Origin of the sequence: Paractinoplanes maris (genome assembly GCF_023544465.1) — a bacterium.
GTDB classification, from domain to species: Bacteria; Actinomycetota; Actinomycetes; order Mycobacteriales; family Micromonosporaceae; genus Actinoplanes; species Actinoplanes maris.
On sequence record NZ_JALPVL010000019.1, the window covers coordinates 43,790 to 59,271 of the forward strand.

Annotated in this window: 14 protein-coding genes; 6 read left to right on the forward strand and 8 right to left on the reverse strand. The window is 71.8% G+C overall.

The window, feature by feature from the left end:
* Window positions 1-8: 8 nt before the first annotated feature.
* Complete coding sequence (locus NAG42_RS41915) at window positions 9-1,145, reverse strand: glycoside hydrolase family 12 protein (RefSeq protein ID WP_250038103.1); 1,137 nt, start codon at window positions 1,143-1,145, stop codon at window positions 9-11.
* A gap of 267 nt (window positions 1,146-1,412) precedes the next feature.
* Between NAG42_RS41915 and NAG42_RS41920 the strand changes: the two genes are divergently transcribed.
* Together NAG42_RS41920 and NAG42_RS41925 are read left to right on the forward strand one after the other, a co-directional pair.
* Window positions 1,413-1,757 (forward strand): histone-like nucleoid-structuring protein Lsr2, encoded by a 345-nt coding sequence (locus NAG42_RS41920; protein WP_250038104.1) that lies wholly within the window; start codon window positions 1,413-1,415, stop codon window positions 1,755-1,757.
* 65 nt (window positions 1,758-1,822) lie between these two features.
* On the forward strand, window positions 1,823-2,563 hold the full coding sequence (locus NAG42_RS41925; RefSeq protein ID WP_250038105.1) for an SDR family NAD(P)-dependent oxidoreductase: 741 nt from the start codon (window positions 1,823-1,825) through the stop codon (window positions 2,561-2,563).
* Window positions 2,564-2,626: 63 nt separating this feature from the next.
* On the opposite strand, the gene NAG42_RS41930 is transcribed toward NAG42_RS41925, so the two are convergent.
* From NAG42_RS41930 to NAG42_RS41940, 3 genes are read right to left on the reverse strand one after another with little or no spacing between them, the layout of a single operon-like run.
* A complete protein-coding gene (locus tag NAG42_RS41930; protein WP_250038106.1) occupies window positions 2,627-4,699 on the reverse strand; it encodes a xanthine dehydrogenase family protein molybdopterin-binding subunit in 2,073 nt (690 codons plus the stop codon).
* On the reverse strand, window positions 4,696-5,658 hold the full coding sequence (locus NAG42_RS41935; RefSeq protein WP_250038107.1) for an FAD binding domain-containing protein: 963 nt from the start codon (window positions 5,656-5,658) through the stop codon (window positions 4,696-4,698). Before NAG42_RS41935 ends, NAG42_RS41930 begins: the two co-directional genes overlap by 4 nt.
* Window positions 5,655-6,125 carry a 2Fe-2S iron-sulfur cluster-binding protein gene (locus NAG42_RS41940; protein ID WP_250038108.1) on the reverse strand — a complete coding sequence of 157 codons (471 nt, stop codon included), beginning with the start codon at window positions 6,123-6,125 and terminating at the stop codon, window positions 5,655-5,657. The genes NAG42_RS41935 and NAG42_RS41940 overlap by 4 nt, the downstream gene beginning before the upstream one ends.
* A 59-nt stretch (window positions 6,126-6,184) precedes the next feature.
* Here NAG42_RS41940 and NAG42_RS41945 point away from each other — a divergent pair, with 59 nt between their 5' ends.
* Both NAG42_RS41945 and NAG42_RS41950 read left to right on the forward strand, forming a co-directional pair.
* Window positions 6,185-7,264 carry an NAD-dependent epimerase/dehydratase family protein gene (locus NAG42_RS41945; protein WP_250038109.1) on the forward strand — a complete coding sequence of 360 codons (1,080 nt, stop codon included), beginning with the start codon at window positions 6,185-6,187 and terminating at the stop codon, window positions 7,262-7,264.
* Between the two features lie 9 nt (window positions 7,265-7,273).
* Window positions 7,274-8,467 (forward strand): cysteine desulfurase-like protein, encoded by a 1,194-nt coding sequence (locus tag NAG42_RS41950; protein ID WP_250038110.1) that lies wholly within the window; start codon window positions 7,274-7,276, stop codon window positions 8,465-8,467.
* Here NAG42_RS41950 and NAG42_RS41955 read toward each other — a convergent pair.
* The gene (locus tag NAG42_RS41955) at window positions 8,464-11,517 is read right to left on the reverse strand and encodes a putative bifunctional diguanylate cyclase/phosphodiesterase (protein ID WP_250038111.1); all 3,054 of its coding nucleotides are present in this window, start codon (window positions 11,515-11,517) and stop codon (window positions 8,464-8,466) included. The two genes, NAG42_RS41950 and NAG42_RS41955, sit on opposite strands and share 4 nt — an antisense overlap.
* Before the next feature lie 80 nt (window positions 11,518-11,597).
* Here NAG42_RS41955 and NAG42_RS41960 point away from each other — a divergent pair, with 80 nt between their 5' ends.
* Entirely contained in the window at window positions 11,598-12,233 is a 636-nt protein-coding gene (locus NAG42_RS41960; RefSeq protein ID WP_250038112.1) for a class I SAM-dependent methyltransferase, read from the forward strand.
* Between the two features lie 110 nt (window positions 12,234-12,343).
* Here the strand turns inward: NAG42_RS41960 and NAG42_RS41965 are convergent, their stop codons facing one another.
* Together NAG42_RS41965 and NAG42_RS41970 are read right to left on the reverse strand one after the other, a co-directional pair.
* Window positions 12,344-13,069 (reverse strand): HAD family hydrolase, encoded by a 726-nt coding sequence (locus NAG42_RS41965; RefSeq protein WP_250038113.1) that lies wholly within the window; start codon window positions 13,067-13,069, stop codon window positions 12,344-12,346.
* A 1-nt stretch (window position 13,070) separates the two neighbouring features.
* The gene (locus tag NAG42_RS41970) at window positions 13,071-13,826 is read right to left on the reverse strand and encodes an ROK family protein (protein ID WP_250038114.1); all 756 of its coding nucleotides are present in this window, start codon (window positions 13,824-13,826) and stop codon (window positions 13,071-13,073) included.
* A 63-nt stretch (window positions 13,827-13,889) separates the two neighbouring features.
* Between NAG42_RS41970 and NAG42_RS41975 the strand changes: the two genes are divergently transcribed.
* A complete protein-coding gene (locus NAG42_RS41975; protein ID WP_250038115.1) occupies window positions 13,890-14,690 on the forward strand; it encodes a TrmH family RNA methyltransferase in 801 nt (266 codons plus the stop codon).
* On the opposite strand, the gene NAG42_RS41980 is transcribed toward NAG42_RS41975, so the two are convergent.
* A complete protein-coding gene (locus NAG42_RS41980) occupies window positions 14,665-15,474 on the reverse strand; it encodes an oxidoreductase (RefSeq protein WP_250038116.1) in 810 nt (269 codons plus the stop codon). The genes NAG42_RS41975 and NAG42_RS41980 overlap by 26 nt on opposite strands.
* Between the last annotated feature and the right edge of the window lie 8 nt (window positions 15,475-15,482).

Below are 15,482 nucleotides of genomic sequence, written 5' to 3' on the forward strand. Positions count from 1 at the left end.
CTATAGCGTCACGCGGTCGTGCACGGGGAACCGTTCAGGGTGAACGAGGACGGGGCCGTGGCCGAGCCGCCGTGGGTGGCCTGGAAACCGAACGACGTGCTGCCGTTGGCCGGAATCGAGCCGTTCCACGCGATGTTGCGGGCGGTCACCGCGCCACTCGAACCGGTCAATGCCGCGTTCCAGGAACTGGTGATCGTCTGGCCGGCCGGCAGCGTGAAGGCGAGCGCCCACCCGTTCAGTGCCGTCGATCCGGTATTCGCCACGGTCACATTGGCGGTGTAGCCGGTATTCCACGAGTTGGTCGCGTAGGTGATCCGGCAGCCGCTCGATGCCGGCGGGTTAGTGGGCGGCGTGGTGGTGGGCGGAGTGGTCGTCGGCGGAAGACCGCCACCGTTAACCGCGGCGGCGAAATCGGTCACCGCGAGGCCCGCCCCACCGATCCACGGCTCGAATCCGGCCTGGATGCTGGTCAAATACCAACTATTAGTGATGGCGCCGCGATTCTGTGTGTCGCGGATGAAGTCAAGGACGCTGAAGCTCCAACTGGTGATCGGGGCCGGCGCGACGTACGAGATCACCGCGTTCGCACCGTTGCTGCCGCGCCACACCTCCCAGGTGCGGCCGCCGATCGTCGCGTTGCCCACGACCGAGCCGATCGGCTGGATCGAGCCCTGCCGGTTGAACCAGATCATGATCTCTTGCGCGTTGACCCCGTCGGTCCTCGGTGACGGGTCGAGCCAGATGTCGTACGCCGCGTCGTAGGTCGCCCCGGACACGTACTGATAGGTGATGCTGCTGGTGGCGCTGGAGATGTCACTGACCCGGATCGGCAGGTTGGTGCCGGGCGAGCAGCGGGTGTAGTGGCAGCCGAGATAGACCGCCGGGTAGGACACCGGGGCGCCGCTGGTGCTGCCCACGCCCTGCTGGCTGGTGATGGCGAATCCGCTGCCGGTGACATTGATGCACTGCTGGGCCGAGGTGCCCCAGCGGTTGTTCATCACGACGTAGCGGCCGCCGATGGTGGTCTGACCGTACTGGTCGCAGATCTCGGCGTCGGCCGAGGCGGGGCCGGCCGTGGCGAAGGCGGTCACGGCGGTGGTCGCCAGCAGGCCGGCGGCCAGTGCGGCGCGGAGAAGACGTCTCATTCCGAGCTCCTTGGGAGGGGGATCCCGTGGGGACGGGCACGATGGGAGCGCTCCCAGGAGACGTTACAGGACATTCACGCGCATGAAAAGAGGGCTCCACGACCCACCTCCACGGGTGTAACTCCGGGCAGAATGGCGACATGCGGAAGGGCGCAATTTGCACTTCAAACTGTCGCGAGACAGAATGCAACCGTATCGACATTCACGGCGAAGCGGCATGAGCATTGTCGTGGTTCAAATGACATCGCTGCAGGAGCGGGGCACACCATGGCCAAGCAGGTAATAACCCTTCTGACCGACGACCTCGACGGCGGAGAGGCCGATCGGACCGTCGAGTTCGGACTGGACGGTGTGAACTACACGATCGACCTCTCCGAGAAGAACGCCGGGAAGTTGCGCAAGGCGCTCGACCCATTCCTGAGTGCGGCCACCCGGGTGGGCCGCACCGCCGTGGTCTCCCCGACGCGACGCACGGCGCCGGCGAGCACGGGCCGCGCGAGCCGCGACCAGAACCAGGCGATTCGCGAGTGGGCGAACAAAAACGGGTTCGAGGTGTCGGAGCGCGGTCGCATCCCGAGCCACATCGTGGAGGCGTACCACAGCAAGCGTTAGTTTCATCGGCAAGAATGAACGGCGTCGTCGATCTCCGGCGGCGCCGTTTCTGTCAGGAGTGCGTTATGCCAGTGGTGATCGTGACCGGCGCGTCGAGCGGAATCGGGCGTACCACGGCGGAACGGCTCGCCCGCAACGGCACGACAGTGGTGCTGGCCGCCCGTCGCGCCGACAAACTCCAGGCACTCGCCACACAATTGCCGGGCGCGGTCGTGGTCCCCACCGACGTCCGCGATCCGGCCGCGATCGAGAATCTGGTGGAACAGGCCAGGGCGGTCACCGGGCGCATCGACGGCCTGGTCAACAACGCCGGAATCGGTGGCGCGGCCTCGATTCTGGCCGCCGACGAGTCGGTCGAGGCCATGCTCCAGGTCAACCTGCTGGCCCCGATCCGGCTGATGCGCGCGGTCGTGCCGATCATGCGGTCGCAGAACGCCGGCGCCATCGTCAACATCGGCTCGGTGGCGGGCGAGGTCGGGATCAGCGGCACCTATTCGGCGACCAAGTTCGCCTTGCGGGGCATGACCGATTCCGTACGGCGGGAACTGGCCGGCACCGGAATCGGCGTCACCCTCGTCGAGCCCGGCTACATCGCGACCTCGTTCAACAAGCACCGCAGCAATCTGCCCGGCCCCGAGATCGTCGCCGCCGCGGTGGAGAAGGCCCTGAACCGTCCCCGCCGCCGCATGGTCGTCCCGGTGAAGTACCGGGCCGCGATCGTCGCCGCCAACCTGTTCCCGGCCCTGGCCGACCGCATCTACGCCGGCAAGGCGGCCGGCCAGGCCGAGGTGAAGGGCCGGATCTGAGGGACCACGATCGACCGGCGCCGCGCCCTGATCCGCAACAACGGGGAAGAGCAGCCCGGGCCCCTAGAGGTGCGGCAGGATCTTGTCGAGCCGGGCCGGCAGATCCCGGACGCGGACCCCGGTCGCGTGCCAGACGGCGTTGAGGATCGCGGCCGGGGAGCCGACGATGCCGATCTCGCCGATGCCCTTGCTGCCCATCGGGTTGATCTGGTCGTCCTGCTCCTCGAGCCACTCCGCCTCGACCGACTCGACGTCGGCGTGGGCGGGCACGTGATATTCGGCCAGGTCGTGGTTGACCCAGGTGCCCATTGCGGGGTCGAGCACCGCCTCCTCGTGCAGGGCCATGCCCATTCCCATGATCATGCCGCCCAGGAACTGGCTGCGGGCTGTGCGCGGGTTGAGGATGCGGCCGGCGGCATACATGCCGAACAGGCGGGACACCCGCACCTCACCGGTGACGGCGTCGACGCGTACCTCGGCGAAGTGGGCGCCGAAGGCGTGCTTGCCGTCCTTCTCCTGCTTCTGGACCAGCTCCGTGCTGTCGAAGACGGCCTCGTCGGACGAGGAGTTGGAGCGCAGAGCCTGACAAGCGCCGGTCACGGCCCAGCCCCACGAGGCGCTGCCCGACGAGCCACCGGCCACCGAGGCCTTGGGCAAGGTGCTGTCGCCGATGCGCACCCGCACCTGTGAGACGGGCACGCCGAGGGCGTCGGCCGCGATCTGCGTGAGGATCGTGCGGGCGCCGGTTCCGAGGTCGGTGGCCGCGATCGACACCTCGTAATCGCCGGACGGCAGCCGGCGGGCCCGGGCGGTCGACGGCTGGGCCATGGTCGGGTAGGTCGCCCCGGCCATCCCGGTGCCGATCCACCAGTCGCCCTCACGCCGCTGCTTCGGGCGGGGATCGCGGTCGCCCCAGCCGAACCGCTCGGCGCCGCGCCGCAGGCACTCGACGTAGTGCCGGCTGCTGAACGGCACGCCCGACTCGGGCTCGACCGTGGGCTCGTTGCGCACCCGGAGCTCGATCGGGTCCAGCTCCAGGGCGACGGCCAGTTCGTCCATCGCGCACTCCAGCGCCACCATGCCGGGCGCCTCGCCGGGCGCGCGCATCCAGCGCGGGGTCGGCATGTCGAGGCGGACCAACCGATGACCCGTACGGCGGTTCGGGGCCGCATACATGTGCCGGGTCGACACCGCGGTCTGCTCGGCGAACTCGAACAGCCGGGACGTGTGCGAGACGGCCAGGTGATCGATCGCGGTCAGGTGACCGTCGGACGACGCGGCCAGCCGCACCCGCTGGATCGTCGGTGTGCGGTGCCCGACCATGCTGAACAGTGCCTGGCGGGGCAGGGCCAGGCGTACGGGACGGCCGGTGACCCTGGCCGCCATGGCCGCCAGGACCGCGTTGGGCCGGGCCGAGCCCTTGGAGCCGAAGCCGCCGCCGACGTGCTCGGTGATCACGTGCACCCGCTCGGGCGGGAGTTCGAAGACCGTCGCGACCGCGGCCGCGACGCCCGGTGGGTGCTGGTTCGAGTCGTAGAGGACCAGGTCGTCGTTCGCCCACAGCGCGGTGGTGGCGTGCGGTTCCATCGGGCTGTTGTGCAACGGCGGGGTGCGATAGGTGACGTCGACCGTGACCGGTGCGGCGGCGAACGCGGCCTCCACGTCGCCTGACGTGGTCTCGCTGGGGAACGCCGGGTTGACCTTCTCCGGGGTGTACAGGTCGGGGTGCTCGGTCCGCAGCACGCAGTCGTGCGGCTCCTCGTCGATCTCGAGCGACAGCGTCGCCGCGGCCCGGCGGGCCGCCTCCAGCGTGCGGGCCACGACCAGCGCCAGCGCCTGCCCGCGATAGCTGATCCGGTCGGACTGCAGCACCGCGAGCTCGGGGTCGTCGGCCGCACCGAGGCGCGGCGCGTTGCCGTGCCACAGCACGGCCAGTACGTCGTCCGCCTCCACCAGCGGGTCGACGGTCACCCCGGTCAGCGTGCCCCGGGCCACCGGCGACTGCGCCACCCAGGCGTACGCGAGATCGTCTCCCACCTGGTATTCGGCCGCGTAGCGAGCCGTGCCGCGGACCTTGTCCGGTCCCTCGATGCGGCCGATCGGCTGCCCGACGGCTCGTTCGGTGGTGGTCGTCATGACAGGCCCTCCAGCACAGAGGCGACCAGGTTGCGGATCAGAGCGATCTTGAAGGCGTTGTCGCGCAGCGGCTCGGCCGCGGCCAGCTCGGCGTCCGCCGCGGTCAGGAACGACTCGCGGGTGGCCGGCTGTCCGCGCAACGCCTCCTCGGCCACGAAGGCCCGCCACGGCTTGTGCGCCACGGCGCCGAAGGCCAGGCGGACGTCGGTCACGGTCCCGTCGTCGACCTGCGCCGCGGCGGCGATCGAGCCCACCGCGAAGGCGTACGAGGCCCGGTCGCGCACTTTCCGATAGGCCGACCGGGCGGCGAAGCCGAGCGGCGGCACGTCGACCGCGGTGATCAGCTCGCCGTGCTCCAGGACGGTGTCGCGGTCGGGGGTGTCGCCGGGCAGCCGGTGCAGTTCGGTGACCGGCACGGTCCGCTCCCCGGCCGGGCCGCTGATCCGCACGACGGCGTCGAGCGCGGCCAGCGCGACCGCCATGTCGGACGGGTGCGTGGCCACGCACGACGGGGAGGCACCCAGGATGGCCAGGTTACGGTGGTCGCCCTCGCGGGCCGGGCAGCCGGAGCCGGGATCGTGCTTGTTGCACGGCATCGTGGCGTCCATGAAATAGCGGCACCGGGTGCGCTGGAGCAGGTTGCCGGCCGTGGTGGCCATGTTGCGCAGCTGGCCCGAGGCGCCGGCCAGCAGGGCCTGGCTGAGCACGGGGTAGTCCCGGCGCACGCGCGGGTCGGCGGCCAGGTCGCTGTTGCGCACGCCGGCGCCGATCCGCAGCCCGCCGCCGGGCCGGTCGCCGACCTCGTCGAGCCCGAGCCGGGTCACGTCGACCAGGACGTCCGGGGTGGCCACACCGAGCTTCATCAGGTCGACCAGGTTGGTGCCCCCGGCCAGGAAGGTCGCGCCCGGCTCCAAGCCCTGCGAGACGTCGGTGGCGGTGCGATAAGTGAACGTCTTCATCGCCCCGCCGCCTCCCGGATGGCCGGGACCATGTTGGGGTAGGCCCCGCAGCGGCAGAGGTTGCCGCTCATCCGTTCCTTGATGTCGGCGTCGGACAGGTGATCCTCGCCGGTGGAGACCGCGCTCGGCCAGCCCTTCGCCACCTCGTCCAGCATCCCGACGGCCGAGCAGATCTGCCCGGGCGTGCAGTAGCCGCACTGGAACCCGTCGTGCTCGAGGAATTTCTCCTGCACCGGGTGGTCGACGCCCTCGATGGTGGTGACCTCGGTGCCGTCGAGGGTGACCGCGAGGATCAGGCAGCTGTTCACCCGGCGGCCGTTCAGCAGCACGGTGCAGGCGCCGCACTGGCCGTGGTCGCAGCCCTTCTTGGCGCCGGTGAGGCCCAGATGCTCGCGCAGAGCGTCCAGCAACGTGGTGCGCGGGTCCAGGTCGAGGCTGTGCTCGACGCCGTTCACGACGAGATCCATGGTCGCGTCGTACCCGGGCCGAGGTGGTTCAACCGCCCGCGTCCGGGTAGCGGACAGACATGCGAGTTGTGATCGTCGGAGCCACCGGGAACGCCGGAACCGCCCTGCTGCGCCGTCTGAACGCCGAGCCGGACGTATCGGTCGTCGGGGTGGCCCGGCGGCTGCCGTCGCGCACCGGCGCCTACGCCAAGGCGACCTGGCACTCGGTCGACATCGGCGTCACCGGCGCCGAGGACCAGCTGGCCGAGGTCTTCGCCGGGGCCGACGCGGTGGTGCACCTGGCCTGGCAGATCCAGCCCAACCACGACCAGCGCGTGCTCTATCGCACCAACGTGCTGGGCAGCCGCTCAGTGGCCAAGGCGGTGCTGCGGGCCGGGGTGCCGGCGCTGGTCTTCGCCTCGTCGGTGGGCGCCTATTCGCCGGGGCCCAAGGACGCGTACGTCCGGGAGAGCTGGCCGCGAGCCGGGGTGCTGCAGTCGTCGTACAGCCGGCACAAGGCACTCGTCGAGTGGATGCTCGACCAGATCGAGGCCGACCACCCCCAGCTGCGGGTGGTCCGGCTGCGCCCGGGGCTGATCTTCCAGCGGGCGGTCGGCACCGAGATCTCCCGCTACTTCGCGGGGCCGCTGTTGCCGGCCTGGCTGCTGCGCCCGCAGTGGCTGCCGGTGGTGCCATCGCATCCGGGGCTGCGGATGCAGGCGGTGCACGCGGACGACGTGGCCGACGCGTACGCCCGGGCGATCATGTCCGACGCCCACGGCGCCTTCAACATCGCGGCCGGCCCGGTGCTGGATCCCCGGGTCGCGGCGCGCACCTTCCACGGCGTACAGGTGCCGGTCCCCGGTCTTGTCCTCAAGGCCGCGGCCGCCGCGAGCTGGTGGTTGCGCCTGCAGCCGATCGACCAGGGCTGGGTCGAGCTGGGCCTCAAAGCGCCGCTGATGTCGTGCGACCGGGCGGCGACCGAGCTCGGCTGGCACCCGCGCCACGACGCCGTCTCCGCCCTCAAGGAGCTGATCGCCGGCATGGCCGACCGCGCCCACGACGACGGCGGGCCACCGCTCTCGGGCGACCCGGCGCTGCCCGGCCGGCTCGGCGGGCTGCTCAAGGGCCGCCTGCCCGGCACCGGCAATCCCTACTAGGTTCGCAGCATGATCTTCGACGTCGCGCGCATCCGGTCGGACTATCCCGCCCTCGCGGAGGGCTTCCTGCACTTCGACGGCGCGGGCGGCACCCAGCCGGCCGAGCCGGTGATCGCGGCGATCGCCGGGGCGATGCGCACCGCCGTGTCCAACCGCGGAACGGCACACGAGCCGGCCCGCCGCTCCGGGGAGATCGTCGCGGCCGCCCGGTCCGCGGTGGCCGATCTGGTCGGCGCCGACCCGGCCGGAGTGGTGTTCGGGCCGAGCGCCACCGCGCTGACCTACCTGGTGTCGCGCACGCTGGCGGCCGGTTGGGGCCCGGACGACGAGGTGGTGGTGTCGCGGCTCGACCACGACGCCAACGTCCGGCCCTGGGTGCAGTCGGGCGCGACCGTCCGGTGGGCCGACGTCGACCTGACGACCGGCGAGCTGCCGGTCGAGCAGTACCGCGACCTGATCGGTCCACGCACCCGCCTGGTCGCGGTGACCGCGGCGAGCAACGCGACCGGGACCGTGCCCGCGGTCCGCGAGATCGCCGACCTCGCCCACGCCGCCGGTGCCCAGGTGTACGTCGACGGCGTGCACGCCACGGCCCACCGCCCGACCGACGTGGCCGCGCTGGGCGCCGACTTCTATGTGACCAGCGCCTACAAGTGGTCGGGGCCGCACTACGCGGCCGTGGTCGCCGACCCGGCCGTCTGGGAGCCGCTGCACCCGGTGAAGCTGATCCCCTCGCCCGCCGGCGCGCCCGACCGCTTCGAGTACGGGACGCTGAGCTTCGAGCTGCTGGCCGGGATCACCGCGGCCGTCGATTTCCTCGCCGGCCTGAGCGAAGCCGGTCTGAGCGACGCCACCGGTGACCGCCGGAGTCGCGTGCTGGCCGGTCTGGCCGCCGCCGAGGCGCACGAGAACGGGCTGCTGGCCCGGCTGCTCGACGGCCTGGCCGCGAACGACCGGGTGACCCTCTGCCCGGCCGGCGCCGAGCGCTGCCCGACGGTCTCGTTCCGGATCGACGGCGAGGCTCCCGCCGACACCGCCCGGCGCCTCGGTGAGCTGGGCATCTGCGTCTCGCACGGCGACTACTACGCGGTCGAATACTTCGAGGCGGCCGGCCTGCGGTCGACCGGCGGCGCGGTGCGGGCCAGCATCTACCACTACAACACCGCGGACGAGGTCGACCGCCTGCTCGAAGCTCTGGGCTAGGCGACCAGCGGCATCCGGTCGGTGATCTGGCTCAGCGCCTCGGTGCCGTCGACCGGGCTCGAATACAGGTAACCCTGGCCCAGCGGGCAGCCCAGCCGGGCCAGCAGGTCGCGGTGGGCCGGATCCTCGATGCCCTCGGCGATCACGGTCAGGCCGAGCGCCTGGGCCAGGTTGATCAGCCCGGACACGAGCGCGAGCTGGTGCGGGTCGTCCACCACGCCGTCGACGAACGCCTTGTCGATCTTCACCACGTCGACCGGGCGCCGGCGTACGCTGCCCAGCGCGGACGAGCTCGCCGCGAAGTCGTCGATCGCGACCCGTACGCCGAGATCGCGCAGCGCGGCCAGGTCGGCCCACATCGCCTCGTGGTCGCCGTCGAGCACGCCCTCGCTGAGCTCCAGCATCAAGGCCTGCGGGGGCACCCCGGCGTAGGCCAGGGCCTGCTCCACCAGACCCACGAAGTTGCCCTCGCGGAACTGCCGGACCGACACGTTCACACTGACGAACGGCTGGCGGGTGCGCGGCAGGATGCGCCGCCACTGCGCGACCGTGTGCAAGGCCTGGTCCAGCACCCAGCGACCCATCGGCACGACCAGACCGCTCTCCTCGGCCACCTCCAGGAACTCGGCCGGCGCGATCACCCCCCGGGACGGGTGGTGCCAGCGGACGAGGGCCTCGAAGCCCACCGGCTCGTCCGTGGCCAGCTCGATGATCGGCTGATAGGCGAGCAGGAAGTGCCCCTCGTGCACGGCGTGGTCCAGAGCCGAGCGCAACTCGAGCCGCTCGACCATCGTGCTGTGCAGGTGGGCCTGGTATCGGCGCCACTGATTCTTGCCGGCACCCTTGGCCACATAGAGAGCCAGGTCGGCCTGGCGCAGCAACTCGTCCGGAGTGTCGGCCTCGGGCGTGGTGGTGATGCCGATGCTGGCCACCGCGGTCAGCTCCGAGCCGTCGTCCATCCGGATGGGCTCGGCCAGCGCGGTCAGGATCCGCTGGGCGGTCTCCTCGACCGCCCCGGGGTCCTGCACGTTCTCGACCAGCGCGGCGAACTCGTCCCCGCCGAGGCGGGCCGCGGTGTCGTCGGCCCGCAGGGCGCCGGCGATCCGGTGGGCGACCCCGATCAGCAGCTGGTCGCCGGCCGCGTGCCCGAGCGTGTCGTTGACCTTCTTGAAGTCGTCCAGGTCGATGAACAGGACGCCGACCACCGAGCCGTCGCGGGCCCCGCGCTGCAACGCGTGGCCCAGCCGGTCGTGGAAGAGCACCCGGTTGGCCAGCCCGGTCATCGCGTCGTGGAACACCCGGTGGGTCAGCTCCTGCTCGAGCCGGCGCCGCTCGGTCACGTCGCGCAGGGTCAGCACGAGCGCGGCCACGGTCGGCTCGCGGCGCAGATCCTGACCGTGCATCTCGAGCACGACCTCGGCCCGCTCGGCGGCCAGCGCCCGGAAGTCGAGGCCCTCCTGCAGCCCGTCGCCGGTGCGCAGCGCGGCCAGCACCTCGGCCAGCCGGGACCGCTCGACCGGGTGGATGACCGCGGCCATCGGGTTGCCGGTCGGGTCCGCCCCGAGGACGGCGGTGGCGGACGGACTCGCGTACCGGATCCGGTCCTGCTCGTCGACGATGAGGATGACATCGGAGGTCTTCTGCACGAGCGTCCGGAAATAGGTCTCGCTGTTGCGGCGGATGACCTCCTGGCTCAGGCCGATCCGCTCCAGGGCCAGGGCGGCCTGGGTGGCCAGCACCTCGATCGCGCGGAGCAGGCCGGCCAGCGCCGGCGTGGGACCGCCGACGTGCAGCACCCCGACCAGCGGATCGCCGGTCGGCCGGTCGGAGAGCACCATCGGGCAGCGCAGCGTCAGGGCGAACTGGTTGAGCCGCACCGAGACGGCCCAGTCGACGTCCCGGGTCGGCAGCAGACGGGCGGCGGTCCCGGTCGAGCGGTCCACCGCGGCCTGGGTGGTCGCCTCCGGGGAGAGCAGGCCGGTCTGCTCGATCGTCACGGCCAGCACGACGGCGTGCGGGGTGTCCGGGGGCAGCAGGTGGGCCACCGCCGTCCGGACGGCGTCGCCGACCTCATCGGTGTCGGCCGCCGAGACGAGCGCGGCCGAGGCCTCGCGGAGCGCCCGCTCGCGGGCCAGCGCCTGCCGGTGCCCGGTCATGATCCCGGCCATCCGCACCAGCACCAGCAGGAACGTGATCGCGCTGAGCGCGGCGACCACGGTCAGGTCGGTCTTCGCCTCCCGCAACATGATCACCACGAGGACGGCCGGGGCCACCATCGAGGCGGCCCCGAGCAATGCCAGGCGGCCCCGGCCCAGCCCGGGGGCGGGCAGGTCGGCCGGCGTGTCCAGCTCGGCCATCGACGGGTGCAGGGCGGCCAGACCAGCCGCGGCGTAGAGCGCGAACCGGCCCAGACCGGCCACCGGCACGTCGAACAACGACAGCTCGTAGCCCGCGTCGGCCAGCAGGAAGAACACGACGCCGGCGCCCAGGAGACGAACCGAAAGAACCGGCCGGTCGCTGATCAGCAGGCGGGTCAGCATGCCGAGCAGCAGCAGATCACCGACCGGGAAGGCGAAGGCGGTCCACGGGCTGCCCCCGGCGCGCTCCAGGGCGGGCCCGATCAGGAAGCTCCACGCCAGCAGCGCGGCTCCGGCGGTGAGCGTGAGGGAGTCGAGCATGGCGGCGCGGTCGCGCGTTCCCCTCGTACGCCGTCGCAGCAGCACAACAAGCATGGCGGCGAACAACGGATAGGCCGCGACCGCGAGCAGCGCCCCGGCCATGACCAGCCCCGGCACCTGGGTGGTGACCGAATCCGGCGCCCGGTAGAGGGCGGTGCCCACCGCGGACAGCGCGATGGCGGTGGCCAGCAACCGCCACGGCAGACGGCGGGCCGGCCGGTTCAGCCGCACCCCGACGCCCACGACGACAACCGCCGTGGCCCCGGCGATCAGGCGCAGCACCGACTGGGCCCCGGCCGGAACCGCGACGAAGAGCACTGCGAGCACGGCCATCCAGCCGCCGAACAGAGCGGCGACCCACCGTGGGGGCATGGGCGTTCCTTTTTCCGAAGGGAGTGGCCGTCCCATCGGTCCCGCGAAGGCCGAGTTGAGCAACGGGGCACAATCAATGGGTGCTTCTGGAGTTCATTCGCGGCAACACGACGCCCGCACCCGTGCCGTTCGTCGGTGAGATCACGCTGTTTCAGGCGGACGAGCCGATCGCCCTGTGGGAGAAGACCGAGGAGGGCGGGAGTTCGCAGCCGCCGCCGTTCTGGGCTTTCGCGTGGGCGGGCGGGCAGGCGCTGGCCCGGCATGTGCTGGACCATCCCGATCTGGTGTCGGGGCGGTCGGTGCTCGATCTGGCGACCGGGTCGGGGCTGGTGGCAGTGGCGGCGGCCCGAGCGGGGGCGGAGCCGGTGACGGCCAATGACATCGACCCGTATTCGTTGGCCGCGGCTGAGGCGAACGCGGTGGTGAACGGGGTCGAGGTGCGGCTGCTGGAGGCGGACATCCTCGACAGCGACGAGTCGTACGGGGTAGTTCTGGCCGGGGATGTGTTCTACAGCCGCGAGATGGCGGGGCGGGTGCTGCCGTTCCTGCGGCGGGCGGCCGGGCGGGGGTCGCTGGTGCTGGTGGGGGATCCGGGGCGGGCCTATCTGCCGGACTCGGGGCTGATCGAGCGGGCGGTCTACGACATTCCCGTGCCGGTCTCGCTGGAGAGCGTCGACACCCGCCGTACGAGGGTCTGGCAGCTCACGACGGTGTGAAGCGCGCTGTGGACAACTCGGCTCCGTTCGCTTGACACCGCGTAAGGTCACCCGACAACGCCCCGAGGTGGGAGGGGGCTAGGGATGGCCGGCGCGGGACAAATCGGATTTCAGAGGCTTTTCTCGAGCAGCGTCTGCAGGCCGAATCCGTCCTCGACCACGTCGTCGGCGGCTGGTCCGCCGGGCTCCAGCGACGTCCGCGGTGACGGCATGAGCACCGCGCGGCCCACCCCGGCCCGGCGGGCGCAGACGATGTCGCGGCGCGGCGTGTCCCCGACGAACCAGCACTCCTCCGGCGGCAGCCCCAGCTCGTCCGTCGCGTTCCAGATCATCTGCGGGTTCGGCTTCCGCACGCCCGCCTCGTCGCTGTAGACCTGCACGGCGAAGAAGTGCCCGAGCCCCGCCTTGTCGAGAAAGTCCCGGTGCGCCGCGCCCGACAGCGTGTTCGACACAACCGCCAGCGGGATCGCGGCGTCCGCGGCCTTTTGCAACGCCGACGGGATGCCCGGCCGCAGCGCCCAGTTGTCCCGCCAGGCCCACTCGTAGCTCAGCTTGCGCACCGCGCCCCGCACCGGCACCTGAGCCGCCGGCGGCCACCCGGGCAGGATGAACCGCTCCCACACCTGGCCCTGGCTCAGCTCGTCGGGCCAGTCCTCGTCGCGCCAGGCTCGGTAGGCGACCGCCCCGTCGGTCAGCGACCGCTGGATCTCGCCCGGCGTCAGCACCCCGTTCACCAGGTTGAAGATGCGCAGCACCAGACCGGGCGGCGCGGTGCGCTGGGGCGGCGCGTCCGCCAGCACTCCCCCGAAATCGAGCAGGATCGCGGCCGGGCGCATGTCAGCGGGAGGTGCCCAGCGTCCAGGCGCGCACGCCGCCGACGATGCCTGCCGTGTTGGGAACCACGACCACATCGTCGCCCATCCGGGCGAGCTGGGCAGGGGTGATCAGCCGAGAGTTGCCCCCGCCGAGATAGACCCGGTCCCACAGGAAGACCGGCCGCAGCCCTTCGACGACGTTGCGCACCCGGCGCGACCAGAGCGCGTCGCCGAGGCGCCGGCGCTCGTGCTCGCCGATGTACGTGTCGTACGACATGCCCCAGCGCACCGGCGCCTGCGACATCTCGAGGTGCGGGGCGAGCGCGCCGCCGTCGAAGAGCGCGCAGCCCAGCCCCGTGCCGAGCGTCAGCACCAACTCGCATCCCGTGCCGGCGACCACCCCGGCCCCGTGCACCTCGGCGTCGTTGAGCACCAGCGTGGGGCAGCCGAACGCGTCCTCGAGCGCCGTCCGCGCGTCGAAGCCGAACCAGGCCTCCTGCAACTCCGGATCGATCTTGGTGCGGGGACCGCTGCGGGTGATGTAGTGCGGGGTGGCCACGACGACGCCGTGCCGCAACATGCCCGGCATGCCCACGGTGACCCGGTCGTGGGCCGGCAGCCGCTCGCCGAGCTGCGTCAGCGTCTTCACGAACAGGTCGGGCGGCAACGGGTACGGGGTCGGGACGCGCAACGGCTGCGCTCGCATGGTCCCCGCCTCGTCGAGCACGGAACCCTTGATGCCGCCGCCGCCACAGTCGATCGTCAGGGTGAAAGCCACGCCGCCAGTTTGCATGGAGTACACCTCCTCGCACAGCAATTGTGACCCGGTATCGTCGCTGCGGTGTCCAGGGCCGTTCGAGTCAGCACCCGCAACGCCAGCTTCCAGCAGTGGGAGGCGTTGCTCACCAACCGCACCAAGCGGCACCGGACCGGCGAGTTCCTGGTCCACGGCGTCCGCCCGATCTCGCTCGCCGTCGACCACGGCTGGGAGATCCGCGATCTGATCTACCCCGATCGGCAGTCCCTGTCGTCGTGGGCGCGCGACATCCTGGACCGCAGCGGCGCCCGCCCGGTGGCGATGTCGCCCGAGCTGGTCGCCGAGCTGGCCGACAAGGAATCGGCCGAGCTCATCGCGGTGGTCGGTCTGCCCACCGCGCCCGAGCTGCCCTCGTCGGGCGATCCGCACCTGCTGGTGGTGGTCTTCGACCGGCCGAGCGCCCCCGGCAACATCGGTACGCTGATCCGCTCGGCCGACGCGTTCGGCGCGGCCGCGATGGTCGTCACCGGGCACGCCGCCGACCCGTACGACCCGAAGTCCGTGCGGGCCAGCACGGGCTCGATCTTCGCCCTGCCGGTGATCCAGGCCGAGGGACCGGACGAGGTGCTGCGGTGGGCGTCGCGGACCGGCGTGCAGCTGGTCGGCACCGACGAGCACGGCGCGGTCGACGTCGCCGATCACGACCTGACCGGCCCGACCGCGCTGCTGATCGGCAACGAGGCGACCGGCCTGAGCGCGGCCTGGAAATTGGCGGCCGACGTGCTGGTCCGCATCCCGATCACCGGCGCGGCCAGCTCGCTGAACGCCGCCACGGCGGCCACGGTCGTGCTCTACGAGGTCAGCCGGCAGCGGTCCCGCGGCTGACCTTCTCCCAGGCCCGCAGCTCCGTCTCGCGCTGCCGCAGGACGGCGGCGATCGCGTCCACCGCGTCGCCGCCGAGGGCCAGCCGCAGCGGCGCGTCCGGGCTGTGCACGGCCTCGACGATCGCGGCGGCGGCTTTCGCGGGGTCGCCCGGCTGGGTGCCGTCCATGGTGTCGACCGCCGACCGGGTGGCCGAGGTCGAGACCGCATAGGCGTCGATGGTGCGGGAGCGGTGCATCCGGGGGCCGCCGAACTCGGTCCGGAAGGCCCCGGGCTGGATGATCAGGACCCGTACGCCGAACGGGGCGACCTCGGCCGCGAGCGCCTCGGAGACCGCCTCGAGCGCGAATTTGGACGCGCAGTAGGAGCCGAAGCCGGGCATCGTCACCTGGCCGCCCATCGAGCTGATCTGCACGATCGTGCCGCTCCCACGGGCGCGCAGGTGAGGTAGCGCCGCCTTGGTCACGGCGACCGCGCCGAAGAACATCACCTCCATGAGCGCCCGCAATTCGTCCATTGTGAACTCCTCGACCGCACCGACGCTGCCGTGCCCGGCGTTGTTGACGACCACGTCGAGATGGCCCAGATCGCGGACGGCCTCGGCCACCACCCGGTCGACCTGCGGCCCGTCGGTGACGTCCAGCGCCGCCGTCCGGGTGGCGCCGAGCCCGGCCAGCGTCGCGGGCCGCCGGGCGGTCGCGACCACCTGGTCGCCCGCGGCCAGGGCAGCCTCGGCGATCGCCCGTCCGAAGCCCGCCGAACATCCTGTGATGAGCCAGTTCTTCATGCCCCCAC